We start from the raw sequence: 15,389 nt of genomic DNA, 5'->3' as shown, positions 1-15,389 counted from the left end.
GCCAGTATCGACCTGGGCATTGATGAAGCCTGTAAAATGCTCACCAAGCGAGACGGAGGTAGTGCGCGGCATAGTGAACTCCCGACTGCGATGGTTTGTACCAATATGTAATACATTTGCGCTGAATTACCAAAGACTCACAGTTTATGGACCGTCCCGCACTCCATCAGGCACGCAAAGAATGGCATTTTTAGTATGTCCGATCAGTGTCCTGTAACCTGTCCTTAATGTGTCCCGTCAGGAATAAGGCTGGTTTTTCTATTGCGCGATCCTGTCCTGTGGTGGTTCTGTGTAGGACACGCCTCGGACAGCATGAACAAGGCGAGATGAACATAGCAGGACAGACAGTATGACAATGCTTTCACTGCGAGAGGCCGCGCAACTCTGTGGCCGGGGAAAGTCTACAATTCAGACAGCCATCAAGGAAGGAAAGCTGTCCGCTGGTCGGAATGAGAAGGGTGGATATCAGATCGATCCCTCCGAGCTGCATCGTGTTTTCCCCTTCTCTCTGTCCAGTGATGGGGTATGGGACAGGGCCGATCGGACAGGAATGGACAGAGATCCGGCGCGGGATTCAGGCCATCCTGTGGTGTCCGGAGTCGTCCGAAACGCAGTGGACTGGACAGGACGGGACGTGTCCGAGGTCGAGCTGCGGGTGAAACACCTTGAGGAGCTTCTGGAAGCCGAAAGGGCCGGGCGCGAGGATTTGAAACAGGCGCTGCGGGCGCGTGTCGACGACCTCCAGACAACGGTTCTGGATCTCCGAAAGCGCTTGGACCAAGCCGAAGAAGAGAAGATGCGGCTTTTGCCGCCACCTGGTGATGGTGAGCGGGAAACAAGATCGCGCCCACGGGGGCTGTGGGCGCGCCTGACAGGCGGTTGATGTCAATCCAGTTGCTTGCCGGTCTGTGGATCATAGGATCTCTGGCGGGCTGGAAGATCCGGCTCCATCCCTTCCAGAATGGGTTGCGAGACCGGGGGCAGACCTTCGCCTGATGGCAGCTGCATCTCTCCTGGAAGAAGATCGGGAATGCGCCGTAATGCAGCCTGGTGGCCAAGGCTGTCGCGATCCGGTTGCTCCTCTTCTGAAACGACGACCGCTGCCGAGAACAGGCTGTAGCGGATGCCATCACGCTTTCCTGTCCAAGCCACGCGATCATTGACGATGTAGGCGTTCACCGTCGCAGCATTTCCAAGTTGCCGGACCTCAATCCAGTTATCTGCCTTCAGGACGGACAAGGCTGTCCGGACTGCGCGCTCAGAGCGTCCAATTATCTTAGCAAGCGCCACTTGGGAGATCACGACAGCATTATGATCACCGAGCCGCGCTGTCAGCGCATGCATGATCTGAGCGCCGACCGGAGATTTAGCAATAAGGTTCATCCATGCTTCATGGGCGGACCGTTCGGTCTGAACCCAGGTTCCCTGCAAACGACGCTCTGGGAGCTGTTCCAATTCTAAGCGCTTTCGTTCCAAAATCAGGAATCAAGCTGCCGCGCCGATCTGCTAATGGCAACTTGAAATTTACATCTCATTCCATTTTTTGGAACGGTGGTGCCGGTCTACCGGAACGGTGGTGCCGGTAGAACAAAAGGAGACCGGAACGGTGGTGCCGGTCTACCGGAACGGTGGTGCCGGTCAGAATAAAAAAAACATATTAAAAACAACAATTTAATTTTTCTGCTTCTAATGATCTACAGGGAAGAACCGGGACGGGCCGTGTCGGGCGAAGCAGCCCCCGGGGAGCAAGCGCCGACCGGCGCGGACTGGCCCGGTTTTTTCCTGTCAGCGCGCTTTGACTTTAAAATGTCGTTTGGCAGGCGCGGGACGCTTCGGCGAGCGCCACGCCGGAATGGGGATGATCAGGCAAGAAGGGGAAAGGGTTATCCACAGCAGCTCCGAATAGCTGCTGTCCGTCTTGTCGCGGTTTCAGGATTTGCTTGTGAAAGACAGCCCAGCTTGGGCCATCGCTCTGTCACGACTGTGACAGTCGTCGCGATAGGATTCGTAGGTGCAGTGGTAGGACTAGGTGCAAAGGTTACAACGGCATTCGTGGAATGCCTGAGTGAGCAGTCTTCTACCTCTCCCAACCTGTATCGCGCTCACGGTCGTCCCGCTCCAGTTCTGCTGCTCTATCGCGTTCCTGGACCTGTTCACGAGCATGCCGTTCCGCAGCTTCACGCTCCGTTTGATGACATTCCGGTCTTCTGACAGACGACCTGCAACGGCCCTCACAGCCTATGAGGCGACTTCTGAGAGCCTGTCCCGGTATTCGGCATCCGTTTCCGCGCCACGGCCCAGAAACCCGCCTCTGGCGCGCTCTGGAAGCCTCAGGGTCAAAGTCTCGTTTTCCGTGGCCCGCCCGTAGTAACTCCTGATGGTCTCATGACGTCTGCCGGAGCGTTCGATGCCGCGATCCAGTCCGTATTTGACCCCAACCCGTTCGGCAAAATCGGTCTGCATGGCGGAGAGCTGCGGCTTGCCGCCGACCAAGGAGCGGGCGTTCAGCTTGCCGCGCTCATCAATGGGGATCACCATGACCTGCAAGTGCGGGGTGATCTCGTCGTTGTGGATCACGGCAGAGAGGATGTTCTCAGCCCCGTGCTTGTCCTGCAGCCAGGTCAGGGCATCGCGCAGGTAATCCTCGCTCCTGGTCTGGCCCATCTCGGCCATCTTCTCAGGGGAGGCTGTAACCACGTATTCGAGGGCATGAACGGCGTTCTTGCGGATCTTCTCCGGGGCACGCTCCTCCCAGAGCTTCATCAACTCGTCTGCCGTCCTGGCACCGGACAGGTGGATGTTGCGGCTACGATCCTCGGGGCGGGCGTTCGGGGTATCCCGTTCGCGCAGGTTGTGCTGAGCAGCCGCCGCCATCTTGCCCTTGCCGCTGATCTTGGCGACCCGGAGGATCGCGAAGCGGCGCGACCCGACAGGAGGCCGGGGCCAAGAGCCACCGTTCCGGCGTTTGTCGATCTGGAGCGTGCCCATCACGGCATCCACAGCGTTCGCCATCGTCGCACCTCCATTTAAAAAAATGTGCACACTTATTAGACAATTTGGCAAGGCCAAATTGATCGCTCGCCCCGCAACGCGGGGAAAGGACACATAAACCTGCCTTCGGAGGGGAGGGAGATTGCAGAATATCTTGGATTGGCTTGTCTACACTAACAGGCCAATTCGGTAGAAGCGCGATGTCAGTGAGCCCAGAGGGCCGACGATCCTGCAACACTGCCGTTATGCGTCATAGATCGAGGCTGTACAGAGACCAGTTTTTTGGGTGACTGCAAAGGCAAGCTGTTTGGGAGGCAGGGAATGCGAGTGCTTGTTTTTGGGACGTCAAACTCAATCCTGAAGAACGGTTATGTGGATGCTCTGCGCGCTCATTCGGACGTGACCAGATTGGACCGGGTCGGTCTGGGGGGCTCGCCCTCGATCATGCTGCCCTATGTGAGCGCAGATGTGGTCTTTGGGGAGTATGACTATGTCGTCCTAGACTGCTCAGTGAATGACGGTGCCTTTGTTGGATGGGGCATTCTGCAGCCGGCTGAGATCCGGGAGAACCTTCTTTGGGTCTGCAAGGCCGCGTTGCAGGCGGGATGCGTGCCGATTTTTCTGTGCATGCCCAACCGATCTCATCTTGATGATGAGGATCCGGCCATGGGTGTCTATCGCGAAGTTGCAGCCGGGCTTCAGTTGAGGCTGATCAATGGATACGCATTTGTGCATGCAACTGCCGTTGCTGATGGCGTTGCGGCGGGCGATCTGTTCATGGACGATTTACATTTGCGGCCCGAGGTGGCGGCACGCCTTGTGCCGCAGGTGATGACGGCGTGTCACCCTAGGGCCAGCGGTCGTGTTCCTGAACCGGGCGTGAGGTTTCGCCTGATCCAGACCAAGGATTTCGATCTACCCCAATGCAAGCGGGTCACGTCCCTGCTGAATGCTGACTGTTCCCAACTGGCATCAGACCAAAAGCTTCAGGTCAGACTGGAGGATGGCGAACAGATTTGCGGCGTAGCCTATAATGCGGGTCATACATTCGGAAGCCTCGTCTTTGACGGTGGCACGAAAGTGGCCGTCAATGTGCGGTCGCATTACTTCCAAAAGCAGGATCTCGTTGCGACTGTGCGGCAGGTCTCTCCGGCCGTTCCGGCGCAAGATGGGACAGTGCAGGTCTATCTGCAGCATGCAGAGGGCGCGACGGCTGAATTGCTGGGGTTTGTAGTCCGGTGTGAAACTAAAAGGCTACCGCCGCAGCATGGAGCGGATGCTTCGGAGGCACCGACCCTTCCGGTCCTGACCTTTCCGCCGCAAGAGACCGAGGCAATCACCGCGTTTTATGCCAAGGCTAGCGTCATTCTGGAATACGGCTCTGGGGGCAGCACAGTGCTCGCCGCGCAGCAGTCGGGGACGACGACCTTTTCTGTCGAGAGCGATGCCCAATGGGCAATGCAGCTACAAGCGGCACTGAAAGGCATCGCGGGCAGTGGGACCGTACATCTGCATCCCGTTGATATTGGTCCGACGGGGGAATGGGCGCGTCCGACGGATCAGAGCCGTTGGCGAAGTTTCATCCACTATCCGACCTCGGTCTGGGACAGACCTGATCTGTTGCCGCCGGATTTGGTTCTGATCGACGGACGCTTTCGGGTCGGCTGCTTTCTGGCGACCCTGATGAACATCACCCAGCCAACGAAGATCCTGTTCGACGATTATCGAGACCGCAGCTATTACCGAGTCGTTGAAGAGTTGCTGCGCCCTGCCCGCATGATTGGGCGCATGGCGCTGTTCGAAGCGCATCCACGACCACTGAGCCCGCGTGATATCCGCCGGTTCGGGACCTATCTGTTCGACGCGGACTAAGCGGGGTCTGTGTTGGCCAGACGTCCCGATGTGCTTCCGCAGGTATGGGGTGGATCGTACCCTTGACTGTATCGGGGTTGCTTTTCTGCATTGCGGCCCATGTTTGTGCCGCACAATGGTGCATTGTTTCCCTAAGCATTATTGCGTCCATTCCGGTGACGACATAAGACTACCCCTGCAGCCAAGGGTTGCAATATTCAGCAACGATATCGCGTTTGCGGAAATGACCCAGCTAGCACAGATCGCATCACAAAGTGTCCCATCAGGCTTGTCGTGAAGAGCATATTATGGCGTGCGTATCACCGACATATAGGTTATTGATTTGACAGAATTAACAATTGTCGTTCCTATTTATAACGTCCAGGATTATCTGGAAGAATGCTTGGCTAGTGTTCAGGCCGCGCTTGTTCCCGGCTTCTCTGCCGAAGTGCATTGCGTCAACGATGGCAGCACGGACCAGTCCGAACAGATTGCCCAGTCCTTTGCTGATCGGGACAGCCGCTTTCGGGTTATCACACAGATCAATGGCGGATATGGCAAGGCCATCAATACCGGCATGAAAGCCGCGCGTGGACGCTTTGTGACCATTGTCGAATCTGACGATGTGATTTTGCCGACCGCATATTCGGCCCTGCTGGAATTGCTGCGGCAGGACGAGACTCTGGATTTTGTCAAAACGCCCTATCAGCCCTTCACCATCGATGGCCCGTGCCCGCAAATGTCAGTGCCGCCGCATGGGCGGACAGCAACTGATATTCTTGCTGCACCCGCAGGGACGGTGCGGCCGGGAACCTTTCTGGACGATCGCCTGATTTTCGAGCCCCCGGCCATTTGGGCGGGAGTCTATCGCCGCGAGGTATTGGAGCGCCACAGCATCACCTTGCCCGAGACCCCGGGAGCGGGATATCAAGACACCTGCTTTTCCGCGATGTGTTTTCTGAACGGTATGACTTATCACTGGGTTAACGACAGCTATTACATGTATCGTGTGGACCGAGAGACCGCTTCCCGGCATGTTCGCAACCGCCGCAGCGAGATCATCGATCTCTTTCGCTTCATCCGCGACAACCTTGAGCGCAATGGAAAATTCAAGGACGCCTCAAGCCCTTATTTTTATGCCGCCTATTTCCGTCGTTTGACTTGGTTCATGCAGCGAGTGCGTCTCGAGCATCGCTTCAACCTCTTTATTGAAGCCTATCGCAGTTTCGACGATGTCTGGGAGAACGAGGCGCTGATGCGTGCGACACAGGCGCTTTTGCCGGGCGGGGAGGCGGTTCAATTCGAGCAATTCTGGCAGGGACGCCATGCAAAACTTTATGCTGCCTGAGGCTGAGCGGTCAAAACCCGCCCGAGTGGCCCTTTCCGTCGTCATCCCGTCCCATAATCCTGAAGCTTTGTTCTTTATCCAGATCGCCAAGTTGCTGGCGGCTCATCCCGACTGGCAGGTTGTCATCATCGATGACGGGTCGGATCGCTCTCTGCAAGAGTTCCTGCCTCAGACAGCCAATCTAACAGTGCTGCGCAATGCGACCGCACAAGGGGCAGGCACCAGCCGCAATATTGCCGTGCAGGCGATCATGGGGGATTACACGGTCTTTCTTGACGATGACGACTTCATGGATTGGGGTGTCGTCGAACAGCTTATGCAAAAGATGGACGCTGCCCCTGCGGTGGATATGGCGGTGTCGTCCTATCGGTTCCTACGCGATGGCAAGCTGGCCCCGGCACATCAGAAAGATCAGAAAATTTTGCAAAACACGTTGCGGGGCCAGAACAGCCGCATCGTAATGTTGGATGATAACGAAGCGCTGCTGCGCCTAACGAACTATCCGTGGAACAAGCTGTATCGCACCCAGTTCATCCGTAGGATCGGTCTGCGTTTCTCCGATACGATAGTCCAGAACGATGTTTATGCGCATTGGCAGTCGCTACTGGGTGCGTCGCGGATTCTAGTGACCGATCTGGTGCAATGCACCCAGACGACAACTGCGGCCGGCTCGCGGATCAGCAATACATGGGACAGCCGCCGGCTGCAGGCTTTCACTGCGCTGCGCGAGACCTATGCCCTGGTGCAGCGCAATCCGCTGCCTCGCGTTGAAACGGCATTCTGGGCGTTTTATCACGATCTCATCCACTGGATGGTTGACAGCGCATCATCCGGAACAAGGGTCAAGCTGATGCAGGAACATGTGCGCTTTGCCGGCATTGCGCCAAGGAATATGACTGCACTTGAAGCAGATACCGGGATCAAATCCTGGAGCTTGTGGAATATGGAAAATACGGAAGATACGACCCTCGCCGCACATGAAGCGACTGGAAAACCAATGGATCCGGCACGTCTGGAAATATGGCTGAGCGAGATATCACGTCTGAAGCGCCTGTCCGCCGAGCTAATCGGAGAAAATGTCCGGCTGCGCGGCGAATGCGACCGGCAGAGCGGCGAATGTGCGCAGCGGCGCGTCGAATGCGACCGGCAGCGTCATGATATCCGGGACAGGGATGAACGCATCGAGGTCCAGAGCCGAGAGATCGCAGAACTTCAGCGGCATCTGAACTCCAAGGCGGCACGTTGGGCATTCGCTCTGCGCCGCGCCTTCAGGCGCGTCTTTCCGGGGCATGGCCAGGCTCAGCGATGACATATGCAGAGATTACGGCGCTCCGGTCGCTGATCGAAGAGGTCGAGCGCCACGGTCCAGAGGCAGCGCGTCTCTTTGCCTATGAGGCGGAATATAACGCGATGCCCCAAGGGGTCAGCGTCATAGTACCAGTCCATAACGGTGCCGATGAAATGGCCGAACTGATGATATCTCTGGCCAATCAAATCCTGAGCCGCAGCCAGTTCGAGGTAATCTTTGCGCTCAATGGCTGTACTGATGCATCCCGTCATGTGGTCGACCGTTTTGCCGCTACCAGTGGTGTCAATGCCGTGGTGATCGAAAGTGAAACCGCCAGCGTCGCCCAGGCGCGCAACGAAGCCCTGCAGCTTGCCCGGTTCCAGCACGCGACATTCGTTGATCATGACGACCACTTGTCGCGCGCCTATCTAGATGAATGCATGACCCTGTCTGATTATCGATCGGTCGTCGTCTCGAATATCATCAAGGTAGAAAACGGCATTATAACCGAAGATTACGCGCAAAAGGTTGTGGCCGAGGGCTTTGAGACCTCGCATGTGCATGGCCCCGATGACATTGCGCTCTGCTATCGCGCCTACACACTGAACGCGATCAAGACGGCGCCGACCTATATGATGAGCCGCATCGCCTATGATGCACGGCTTACCCATAGCGAGGACGTCAATTACTGGCGCGCCCTTTTCCACATGTTCACCCCGATCACCATCAAATCGCCCACGCGACGGGATACTTATTTCCGAAAGGTTCTTTCCCACTCTCTGAGCCGCAAAGACACAGACTATTACGAAAAGGCCAAGCCGCGCTTCCATATTCTGGATCAGATCTCCCAGGATACCGACGCATACCCGTGCGACGCGCCGCAAAGAAAGATCGATGCCCAGCTGAAAGCCCTGATGCTGAGTACGCTGGAGCACCTTGGACGCCAATAGCGCGCTCAAGATTGCCGAGCAGGATGGGGACAAGGCTGCCAGATCTCCCGATCAGCCGCGTTGCCAAGGCCACCATGAGCGACGCGGCAATCCTGTAGGATGAGGTTCTACCTCAGGCGCAACCTGGGGGCGCTGATCGGTCAGAATAGCTAACAGCTTGCGCCTTTCTTCCCCTTCATGATCCAATCTCATTCTCAGCTCCTTTCCCAGCCAAGAAAGATTAGCCGAAAACTCTAGCTTTAAACGGGACAGCTTTTAGGGAGCAAAGCACATACTGCAGTCTACCCTCCCCGCCCACAACCTATCCGCGACTCCGGCCCCTGTTCCGTCCCGGCGCATAACACCCATTACGGGGAAGAGCGCAGGCCGGAGGTTGAGTGACAGGGCCTGTCAGCAGCTGTCAAAAGCCCGTCAGGACCATGTCCAAAGCCGCCATGATCTCGCTGTCACGATCATCAAGTGTGGTAACGGGATTGCGCAGGAGGGCGCGCGGGATCGCTGCCATGAACTGGGTGACCATGACATGCGGCTCGGTCCCAATTTCGAAGACGGGATTGAGCCGCTTCGCCGGGATAGGAGCATCCACAACACGTAGGAGCGGCACCACGATCCGGGTGTTCAATCCGTTCAGAACATCGGACTGCACATCCAAGACACAACCCGCCGCCCCATCGGGGCGGGCGTAGACGTCAAAACGAGCCATCAGAACTGCCGGTATTGATCGAGGGGCAGACCCTGCGCGTCGATCCAGGCGTTTGAACTGGTCAGAGCTGCGGCGTTCTCGCGCTGCCAAGCCTCGGCTTTGGCAGCGGCTACGGCACGGCGCAGACCCGCCTCGGCGGCTTTGGATAGATTGACACCAAAGGACCGGGCCTCGGTCAGCAGCGCCGGGTCCAGGGTCAAGTTAGTGGGCTTTCGGAGGGAAGTCTGGGTTTGCATAATCCATCTCGATTCATGCGCATAATATATGCGCATTAGGGTGTTAGGCAAGCTTAGGTTTTAGAACGGCCACCATCGCCGGGGGCGACGTCTCGCTAGGCTTTGTGCCTGCTCTTTCCAGCTATCGCGATCATGCTCTAGATCCGAAATCCGCTGATCTTTGCTCTTAAGTTCAGCCTCTAAGACTGCAATTCTGATCAGATTTCCCTCAGCACGAGGGGGCAAGGAACTGTCAACGCTGACAGTGGCAATGTCAGATCTTTCTGACATCCATATTGACAGTTCCTCGACAGGTATCTGCCAGCGATTACGGTTGTCTCTGAACGCAGAAAGACTGCTGTCTTTAATGGCATTCATGACGGTTCCGCGTGAAACGCCTGCGCGCTCTGCTGCCTGTTGTGGTGTCAGTCTTGTCAGTGTCATGACAGTGACAATATCAGACATTTTTTGGTGGGAATGACACTTTTACAGTTTCCCCACCTGCTTGCAGAAGTCGGAAAACAGCTTCTCAATGTTGCTTGCGTCACAAGAGATGCCGCGCTCGTTCAGGAAGCGGCGGAAGTCGGTCGCAATCTTGGCGTTATCTGCATTGCAGCCAGCTTTGCGCTTCAGATCGATCCAGTAGGGCGAATAAGCAGTGCTGCCAGTTTTGGGAAATGCAGTGATCGATATCGCTGCCTTTCCTTCCCGCCTTGCTTTCCTGCCTATCTTAGAGCTGTCTAGCTCGCGCTTGGCGTCTTGTTTGCCTTTCTGCGGCTTTTCTGTCCAAGAAATCGTGATGTTGGTGACAGTGCGCCCGACCTTTTTTGGCGTAGCTGTTAAGATCATTCTGGATGTTTGATTGATTTCAGAAATGGCTGGTTGGATTACGTCTCGGTTCAGGTTGGCAAACCGTTGAATTTTTTCTTCTGGCACCCCCATCACAGCCCGCAGCTCAGCAACGGTGAAGGTTTTGCTCGTAACGTGATTGACGTTCACAAGGCTGGCGACATGTTGGAACAGCAGGATCGAGTATTTCGAACACAGAGCGAACACTGTTTGTCGGTCTAGGATAGCCCAGTGGCAGGACTTCTCGGCCATCTCACGAAAGGCTCTGCCAAACCACCAGGCGACCAGAAGGTCGTCGCTGACCTCACGGCGGTAATCCAGCGTCGCCTGATCCAGAAACCCGCCGATGATCTCGCATTGAGCTTCAGTGTCATCAAAGACAATCACCGCTCCCCGCAGTTCGACGAAGAGCTTCCGCATCGTGGCGCGGGTATGGTTTCGCATACCATCGATCTTCTTGATATCTGCCAGCCGCAGTTCGTGGCGCACATCATCGGCCATGCGTCCCCCCGCCGTGCCGATCAGCAGGTGCATCAGCTTGAGAGCTTCGGCACCTGGTGGATTCTCGATGTAGACCCCACGCGCTACCTCGGCGGGCAGCACAGTCTTGGTCTCATCATGGGCGCGGTCTGCCGCGATTTGCAGGGTCTTAATCATGGTAGATTTTTAGGTGCGTTAAAATCTACCTGTCAACCTGTGATTCAGTCCCCATATCCTACTTATCAGTCCCCATATCCTACTTATAAACTCATAAATAAATGAATTTACTCATTAATAATGGCCATAAACTAAGAAGAACTTAGAACAAGAAGGGCTTCGCCCATTTTGCTTCTCATTTTTTGACTGGAAAGGCCGGTTTACCACCTCATCCGGCTCCCCTGACAGCCCCGTCGCAATGCTGAGAACAGGCTCAGTGTCCGTCGTCCCAGGCATCGTCCTTCGGTTTGATCCGACGCTCTGCGGCGGGTTCGTCCCGGACCTGCTCCTGGATGGCCAGCTTCTTCTTCGGCGCATACGTGGAAGCCTCGACCGCCGCCTTGGCTTGCGGGGTGACCCTGGTCCTGGTCGCGGCCTTCGCCTTGACCACTGGCTTTGCGGCCGGAGCATCGAACGTGTCCAGCGCTTCCTTGGCGGCCGTCTGCAGCCGGGTCACGAGGGCTTTCTCGTCCAAGCCCTTTTCCTTGGCAAAAGCCCGACCACCCGCGACCAGGCCTTCCTGGACGGCACGCAGGCGGCGGTTCTCCTTGGCGATCAGCTCGGCCCTGGTCTCGGTGGCCTTCAGCTCACGCTGCAGCCTGCTGTTCTCGTACTGAAGGTTGGAAAGCTCCTTCTGCATCTTCGGGGTGCCGGTAACCTGCTGCTTAAGGGTGAACAGCTCGACGGCATGCGCGCGGTTCTCCCGGTGTCGGGCGGCCTGGACGCCCCTGAGAGCGTCTGAGACGTCCTGTGATGCCCGTTCCCGCCATTTCGCCTCCGTCTCTCCGCCGATGCCCAGAATGGCGCCTCTGCGGCGCTCCGGGAGGCTCACGGCGGCATCGGGGTCGGTGAGATGGGCATAGGCCCTCTGGACGCGCTCATGGCGCGCCGGAGAGCCCTGCAGACCGCGCTCCAGGCCATGGGTCTTTCCGACCCGTTCCGCAAAGTCGGTCTGCATGGCGGAGAGTTGCTGCCGGCTGCCGACGATGGCACGAGCGTTCAGCGTGCCGCGTTCGTCCAGGGGAATGGTTATCACCGTCATGTGGGGGGTGCTCTCATCGCGGTGGATCACCGCGGAGAGGACGTTTTCCGCCCCGTGGCGAGCCTTGAGCCAATCCAGGGCATCGGTGAAGTAGGAGTCCTGCTCCTCCCGGCTCATGGTCTTCAGGGCTTCGGGAGAACCGCCGACGAAATACTCCAGCCCGTGGACGGCATTGCTGCGGATCTTTTCGGGGGCGCGGTCCTTCCAGGCGTCCAGGACGGCACGGCTGGTATCGCCGCCGACCAGGACGGTGTTGTCGGGTGTGCGCCCATGATCGGCATTGGGCGTGTCGCGTTCCCGGAAGGTATGCTAGAGAGACGCACCCATGTTGCCCATGGTCTTGATCTTGGCGCAGCGGAGGATGGCGAAGCTGCGCGGGGTGGTGACATGGAACATCCTGCCACCGATGCTGCGATCCAATCGGATTCGCCAAGCATCACCGTCATCGTTGCGCGCACCCATGAACCGATCTCCGAAGGAAGGTTTATGTGTACTCACTAGACAATTTTTCCTGCGTTCAAATTATACCGTTCGCCCCTGGCGGGGGAAGGGCACATTTTTCTCAAATGGATCAGCCGTCGAGCCCAGGGCAAGAGAAGCCGCCTTCGGCGGCTCGATCCCCAGCCCTTGCCAGCCTTGCGGAGGCCCTGCGGGCCAGGGACCAGAAGGCGTGGTGAGTGTAAAAAATTACGGTTCCATTTCTTGCCACACTGCCACCTCCGCTGACCACGGGCCAGGCTCAGCGGGGCTCTTTGACAAGGTTCGCGCCACGTGCGGTCCTGTAAACGAGTCCCCTCATGGCAGAAGATCCGCGCCCCTGCCAAACGGGACAACCCCCGGCTGATCCCGGCCCCTCGCCTAATCTGCCGCATAAAACCGAGATATTGCCGGGGCAGTAGCCGGTGGTTGAAGCAGCGCCTGGTTTAGTAACGAATTCTCAGAAACTGCAGGCGTTCCTTTGTTATGCGTGTAGATTAATGAGGCGGAGGAGATTGGAAACATCGACGCGATAGCCGTCTCCCTCGCGAATGGCGACCGTAGTGGCAAGTTGTCCCGGTGTGTGATCAATAAAGTCGGCAAAGACGTTGTTGAACCGATCTGCCGGATTGATCGTCACGTGCAGCGCGTCGCGGCGTGATGCGAGGAAGAGATGGTTCCATTGGCTCCCCTCCATCGAGACCGTAATGGGCGCGCCGGAGACGGATCGCAGAATGTGTTCGAGCGGGTCCGTCGAACTGACGATTGCAAAACCTCGTGCCGACAAGGCATCGACAACCTCATCCTCGTTTAGGAGCACGCGAGGCACTCCTGTCCTGCCGCGCCGGATAAACGCGCCAGGAACGCCGGCATTGCCGAAAATTCCTTGGACTTTTGCTTGAAGACGCTCAAGGCGCGCTGCCCGGCCCGCATTTTGGCCAATATCACGGCAATACGACATCTTGTCGAAGATTACATAATTAGGGCGCAGCTGTTCGATCTTCAGTAGATCCACATACTCTCTGGCATGCGACCAAGCGGGATTATAGGGAAAATATAATTCCTCGTGCGGACGCTTTAGATAGGTGGTGATCAGTCCGTCGCAAACCCAGTGACCAAAATACTGTTGGGTAATGGGGCTCGCCGCAAAATAACCGCTGGCGCGCCGTTCGATCGGCGCAGACATCATCTCAGCGTAGCGCACTGGCCCGAAGCGGGCAAAGCCATGATACTTTGTGAAGAAGCCGAACGGTGTCGCTAAAACGTCTTTGAATACGTATCGTACCGTAGCCTCGTGCACGACGTTGCGGCCGTCGATGATTGCCCACTGCTCAGCGAGCGACGTGTCGGCCTGAGCCCGTTCTACCTTGGCCCGATCTTCGTCAAGCATAAGGACGGGCTTAGAGAGGGCCGTGGCGGATGGATGCTCCTCGATCACCTCGACCGCGGCTTTGGCAAGCTTAGGCATTCCAAAGCCTGTACGTTTCGTAATCTGGCTTGCAACCGGACGGAACCTATACATCAAGACATCCTTCGAGATTATGAAACACGTATGTTTTGTATAAACTTCTCAGGCCGTAGAGCGAAGCTTGCAGTCGTTTCAAGCCGCTTTGCGCAAGACCGTCAACCGCCCCACAGCCTCTGGTTGATCCCCGCCTCCTGCGCCAGGCGGCGCATAACACCGCTCAGGTGGAGTGCAGCCCGGAGGTTGAACGGGGGGCCTCCTCGCGCTAGCGGTCCCTCAGCTCTTTCAGGTCCTGCCGCGCCTGCTGCAGGCAGGTCGGGCTATTCATCCGGGCCAAGTCATAAGACAGGATGAGGCCGATGAAGGACGTCTCTTGGAGACGCGCCTCACCGATCCGGCAGACGGATCCCGCCTCCTGGTTTTGGGCCATGATGATGCCGCTCTGATGCAGAAACGCCGCGGCTTGGGCATGCTCCTGAGCAGGCAGCGTTCGGGGCAGGCAGTCGAGCGGGTGGCCCTGAGTGTCGATCACCACCATCGGCCGGGCATAGTCCGGCAGCTCCGGCGAAAGCCCGACCGCTTCCAGAAACTCCCGCACGACCGGCGGACAGAGGGCAAAGGGTTCCGAAGGGGGGCGCGCTCGGCTTATTGGCGATGGCGGGGCCGCCCGCCAAGACCAGCAGCGTGGACAACAGAATACCCTGCCAGCTCATCCTCATCCGTGTTGTCCCTGACGCTGTTTCCTGCATGACCATTCTGCATCCTGGTCCCGAGGGAAAGAAGGCATCACTCTGCAAGTTCGGTCAGAGATGGCGGTCGGCATCCATGCGATTGTGCAGGACCCGGATGACATCCAGTCGGTCGCCCCGATTTCGGTAGTAGATCACATGCGATCCGGTCGAGAGCCGCAGGTATCCGGGGCGCACATCGACGGGGCGCCCCTGTTTTGTGGTCATGGGCCAGGGCCAAACAGGCATCGCGGATTTCGTCGGTGTAGCGATCAGCCTGGTCCGGCCCCCAGGTCTGCGCGCTGTAATCCCAGATGCCGTCGATATCCGCCTCTGCCGCTGGCGAGAAGGCGAGGTGTTTCATCCGGCCTCGAACTCCGCCCGCTTCCGCGCCTTGAAGCTGTCGAAGTCGAAGGGGCGCGGCTCCCCGGACTGCTCGCCCACAATCAGGGCGTCCTGCAAGGCTTTGACCTTCGCCTCATGCTCCTCCAGCAGCCGCAGCCCTGCCCGGACCACGTCGCTGGCCGAGCCATAACGGCCAGTATCGACCTGGGCATTGATGAAGCCTGTAAAATGCTCACCAAGCGAGACGGAGGTAGTGCGCGGCATAGTGAACTCCCGACTGCGATGGTTTGTACCAATATGTAATACATTTGCGCTGAATTACCAAAGACTCACAGTTTATGGACCGTCCCGCACTCCATCAGGCACGCAAAGAATGGCATTTTTAGTATGTCCGATCAGTGTCCTGTAACCTGTCCTTAATGTGTCCCGTCAGGAATAAGG

General features: G+C 57.4%; 16 protein-coding genes and 3 pseudogenes. 6 read left to right on the top strand and 13 right to left on the bottom strand.

The features are described from left to right. Positions 1-72 (bottom strand): type II toxin-antitoxin system ParD family antitoxin (locus GBO37_RS21635; protein WP_371927578.1); only part of this gene is annotated, 72 nt, incomplete at its 3' end. A gap of 277 nt (positions 73-349) precedes the next feature. Here GBO37_RS21635 and GBO37_RS21630 point away from each other — a divergent pair. Together GBO37_RS21630 and GBO37_RS13070 are read left to right on the top strand one after the other, a co-directional pair. After that, positions 350-481 (top strand): annotated as a pseudogene (locus tag GBO37_RS21630) (helix-turn-helix domain-containing protein); the annotation flags it as partial. A gap of 153 nt (positions 482-634) precedes the next feature. Then, a complete protein-coding gene (locus tag GBO37_RS13070) occupies positions 635-883 on the top strand; it encodes a hypothetical protein (RefSeq protein WP_252929455.1) in 249 nt (82 codons plus the stop codon). A 2-nt stretch (positions 884-885) separates the two neighbouring features. On the opposite strand, the gene GBO37_RS13065 is transcribed toward GBO37_RS13070, so the two are convergent. Beyond that, the gene (locus tag GBO37_RS13065; protein WP_252929454.1) at positions 886-1,383 is read right to left on the bottom strand and encodes a hypothetical protein; all 498 of its coding nucleotides are present in this window, start codon (positions 1,381-1,383) and stop codon (positions 886-888) included. A gap of 855 nt (positions 1,384-2,238) precedes the next feature. Then, a complete protein-coding gene (mobV, locus tag GBO37_RS13060; RefSeq protein ID WP_252929453.1) occupies positions 2,239-3,012 on the bottom strand; it encodes a MobV family relaxase in 774 nt (257 codons plus the stop codon). Between the two features lie 300 nt (positions 3,013-3,312). On the opposite strand from mobV (GBO37_RS13060), the gene GBO37_RS13055 reads away from it, so the two are divergent. From GBO37_RS13055 to GBO37_RS13040, 4 genes are all read left to right on the top strand, one after another. Beyond that, positions 3,313-4,863, top strand: coding sequence for a hypothetical protein (locus GBO37_RS13055; protein WP_252929451.1), 1,551 nt, complete (start codon positions 3,313-3,315; stop codon positions 4,861-4,863). A gap of 322 nt (positions 4,864-5,185) precedes the next feature. After that, the gene (locus tag GBO37_RS13050) at positions 5,186-6,190 is read left to right on the top strand and encodes a glycosyltransferase (protein WP_252929449.1); all 1,005 of its coding nucleotides are present in this window, start codon (positions 5,186-5,188) and stop codon (positions 6,188-6,190) included. Beyond that, the gene (locus GBO37_RS13045) at positions 6,168-7,499 is read left to right on the top strand and encodes a glycosyltransferase family 2 protein (RefSeq protein ID WP_252929447.1); all 1,332 of its coding nucleotides are present in this window, start codon (positions 6,168-6,170) and stop codon (positions 7,497-7,499) included. The genes GBO37_RS13050 and GBO37_RS13045 overlap by 23 nt, the downstream gene beginning before the upstream one ends. Then, on the top strand, positions 7,496-8,428 hold the full coding sequence (locus tag GBO37_RS13040) for a glycosyltransferase family 2 protein (RefSeq protein WP_252929445.1): 933 nt from the start codon (positions 7,496-7,498) through the stop codon (positions 8,426-8,428). The genes GBO37_RS13045 and GBO37_RS13040 overlap by 4 nt, the downstream gene beginning before the upstream one ends. A gap of 400 nt (positions 8,429-8,828) precedes the next feature. Here the strand turns inward: GBO37_RS13040 and GBO37_RS13035 are convergent, their stop codons facing one another. The 10 genes and pseudogenes from GBO37_RS13035 to GBO37_RS12995 all read right to left on the bottom strand — a co-directional run bounded on the left by GBO37_RS13035 (position 8,829) and on the right by GBO37_RS12995 (position 15,212). After that, the gene (locus GBO37_RS13035) at positions 8,829-9,131 is read right to left on the bottom strand and encodes a CcdB family protein (RefSeq protein WP_252929443.1); all 303 of its coding nucleotides are present in this window, start codon (positions 9,129-9,131) and stop codon (positions 8,829-8,831) included. After that, a complete protein-coding gene (locus GBO37_RS13030) occupies positions 9,131-9,367 on the bottom strand; it encodes a type II toxin-antitoxin system CcdA family antitoxin (RefSeq protein ID WP_256480836.1) in 237 nt (78 codons plus the stop codon). The genes GBO37_RS13035 and GBO37_RS13030 overlap by 1 nt, the downstream gene beginning before the upstream one ends. A gap of 60 nt (positions 9,368-9,427) precedes the next feature. Then, entirely contained in the window at positions 9,428-9,790 is a 363-nt protein-coding gene (locus GBO37_RS21625) for a helix-turn-helix domain-containing protein (RefSeq protein WP_371927577.1), read from the bottom strand. A 42-nt stretch (positions 9,791-9,832) separates the two neighbouring features. Beyond that, the gene (locus GBO37_RS13025; protein ID WP_252929440.1) at positions 9,833-10,852 is read right to left on the bottom strand and encodes a replication initiation protein; all 1,020 of its coding nucleotides are present in this window, start codon (positions 10,850-10,852) and stop codon (positions 9,833-9,835) included. Between the two features lie 253 nt (positions 10,853-11,105). Next, positions 11,106-12,230: pseudogene (gene mobV / locus GBO37_RS13020) on the bottom strand (MobV family relaxase); the annotation flags it as partial. Positions 12,231-12,894: 664 nt separating this feature from the next. Next, the gene (locus GBO37_RS13015; protein WP_252929437.1) at positions 12,895-13,878 is read right to left on the bottom strand and encodes a glycosyltransferase 61 family protein; all 984 of its coding nucleotides are present in this window, start codon (positions 13,876-13,878) and stop codon (positions 12,895-12,897) included. Positions 13,879-14,140: 262 nt separating this feature from the next. Then, a complete protein-coding gene (locus tag GBO37_RS13010) occupies positions 14,141-14,473 on the bottom strand; it encodes a hypothetical protein (protein ID WP_252929435.1) in 333 nt (110 codons plus the stop codon). 205 nt (positions 14,474-14,678) lie between these two features. Next, a complete protein-coding gene (locus tag GBO37_RS13005) occupies positions 14,679-14,831 on the bottom strand; it encodes a type II toxin-antitoxin system RelE/ParE family toxin (protein WP_252929432.1) in 153 nt (50 codons plus the stop codon). A 52-nt stretch (positions 14,832-14,883) separates the two neighbouring features. Beyond that, positions 14,884-14,967: pseudogene (locus GBO37_RS13000) on the bottom strand (type II toxin-antitoxin system RelE/ParE family toxin); the annotation flags it as partial. Then, positions 14,964-15,212, bottom strand: coding sequence for a type II toxin-antitoxin system ParD family antitoxin (locus GBO37_RS12995; RefSeq protein WP_252929428.1), 249 nt, complete (start codon positions 15,210-15,212; stop codon positions 14,964-14,966). The pseudogene GBO37_RS13000 and the gene GBO37_RS12995, both read right to left, overlap by 4 nt. Between the last annotated feature and the right edge of the window lie 177 nt (positions 15,213-15,389).

Origin of the sequence: Paracoccus sp. 08 (assembly GCF_024105395.1) — a bacterium.
GTDB lineage: Bacteria > Pseudomonadota > Alphaproteobacteria > Rhodobacterales > Rhodobacteraceae > Paracoccus > Paracoccus marcusii.
Note: the sequence above shows the minus strand (reverse complement) of the source record. Positions and strands in the feature narration are given on the sequence as shown.

Excerpts from the sequence above, each read along its gene's own strand:
- GBO37_RS13065 (WP_252929454.1), bottom strand. The coding sequence starts at position 1,383 with ATGAACCTTATTGCTAAATCTCCGGTCGGCGCTCAGATCATGCATGCG.
- mobV (WP_252929453.1), bottom strand. The coding sequence starts at position 3,012 with ATGGCGAACGCTGTGGATGCCGTGATGGGCACGCTCCAGATCGACAAA.
- GBO37_RS13055 (WP_252929451.1), top strand. The coding sequence starts at position 3,313 with ATGCGAGTGCTTGTTTTTGGGACGTCAAACTCAATCCTGAAGAACGGT.
- GBO37_RS13045 (WP_252929447.1), top strand. The coding sequence starts at position 6,168 with ATGCAAAACTTTATGCTGCCTGAGGCTGAGCGGTCAAAACCCGCCCGA.
- GBO37_RS13040 (WP_252929445.1), top strand. The coding sequence starts at position 7,496 with ATGACATATGCAGAGATTACGGCGCTCCGGTCGCTGATCGAAGAGGTC.
- GBO37_RS13035 (WP_252929443.1), bottom strand. The coding sequence starts at position 9,131 with ATGGCTCGTTTTGACGTCTACGCCCGCCCCGATGGGGCGGCGGGTTGT.
- GBO37_RS13030 (WP_256480836.1), bottom strand. The coding sequence starts at position 9,367 with ATGCAAACCCAGACTTCCCTCCGAAAGCCCACTAACTTGACCCTGGAC.
- GBO37_RS21625 (WP_371927577.1), bottom strand. The coding sequence starts at position 9,790 with ATGACACTGACAAGACTGACACCACAACAGGCAGCAGAGCGCGCAGGC.
- GBO37_RS13025 (WP_252929440.1), bottom strand. The coding sequence starts at position 10,852 with ATGATTAAGACCCTGCAAATCGCGGCAGACCGCGCCCATGATGAGACC.
- GBO37_RS13015 (WP_252929437.1), bottom strand. The coding sequence starts at position 13,878 with ATGCCTAAGCTTGCCAAAGCCGCGGTCGAGGTGATCGAGGAGCATCCA.
- GBO37_RS13005 (WP_252929432.1), bottom strand. The coding sequence starts at position 14,831 with ATGACCACAAAACAGGGGCGCCCCGTCGATGTGCGCCCCGGATACCTG.
- GBO37_RS12995 (WP_252929428.1), bottom strand. The coding sequence starts at position 15,212 with ATGCCGCGCACTACCTCCGTCTCGCTTGGTGAGCATTTTACAGGCTTC.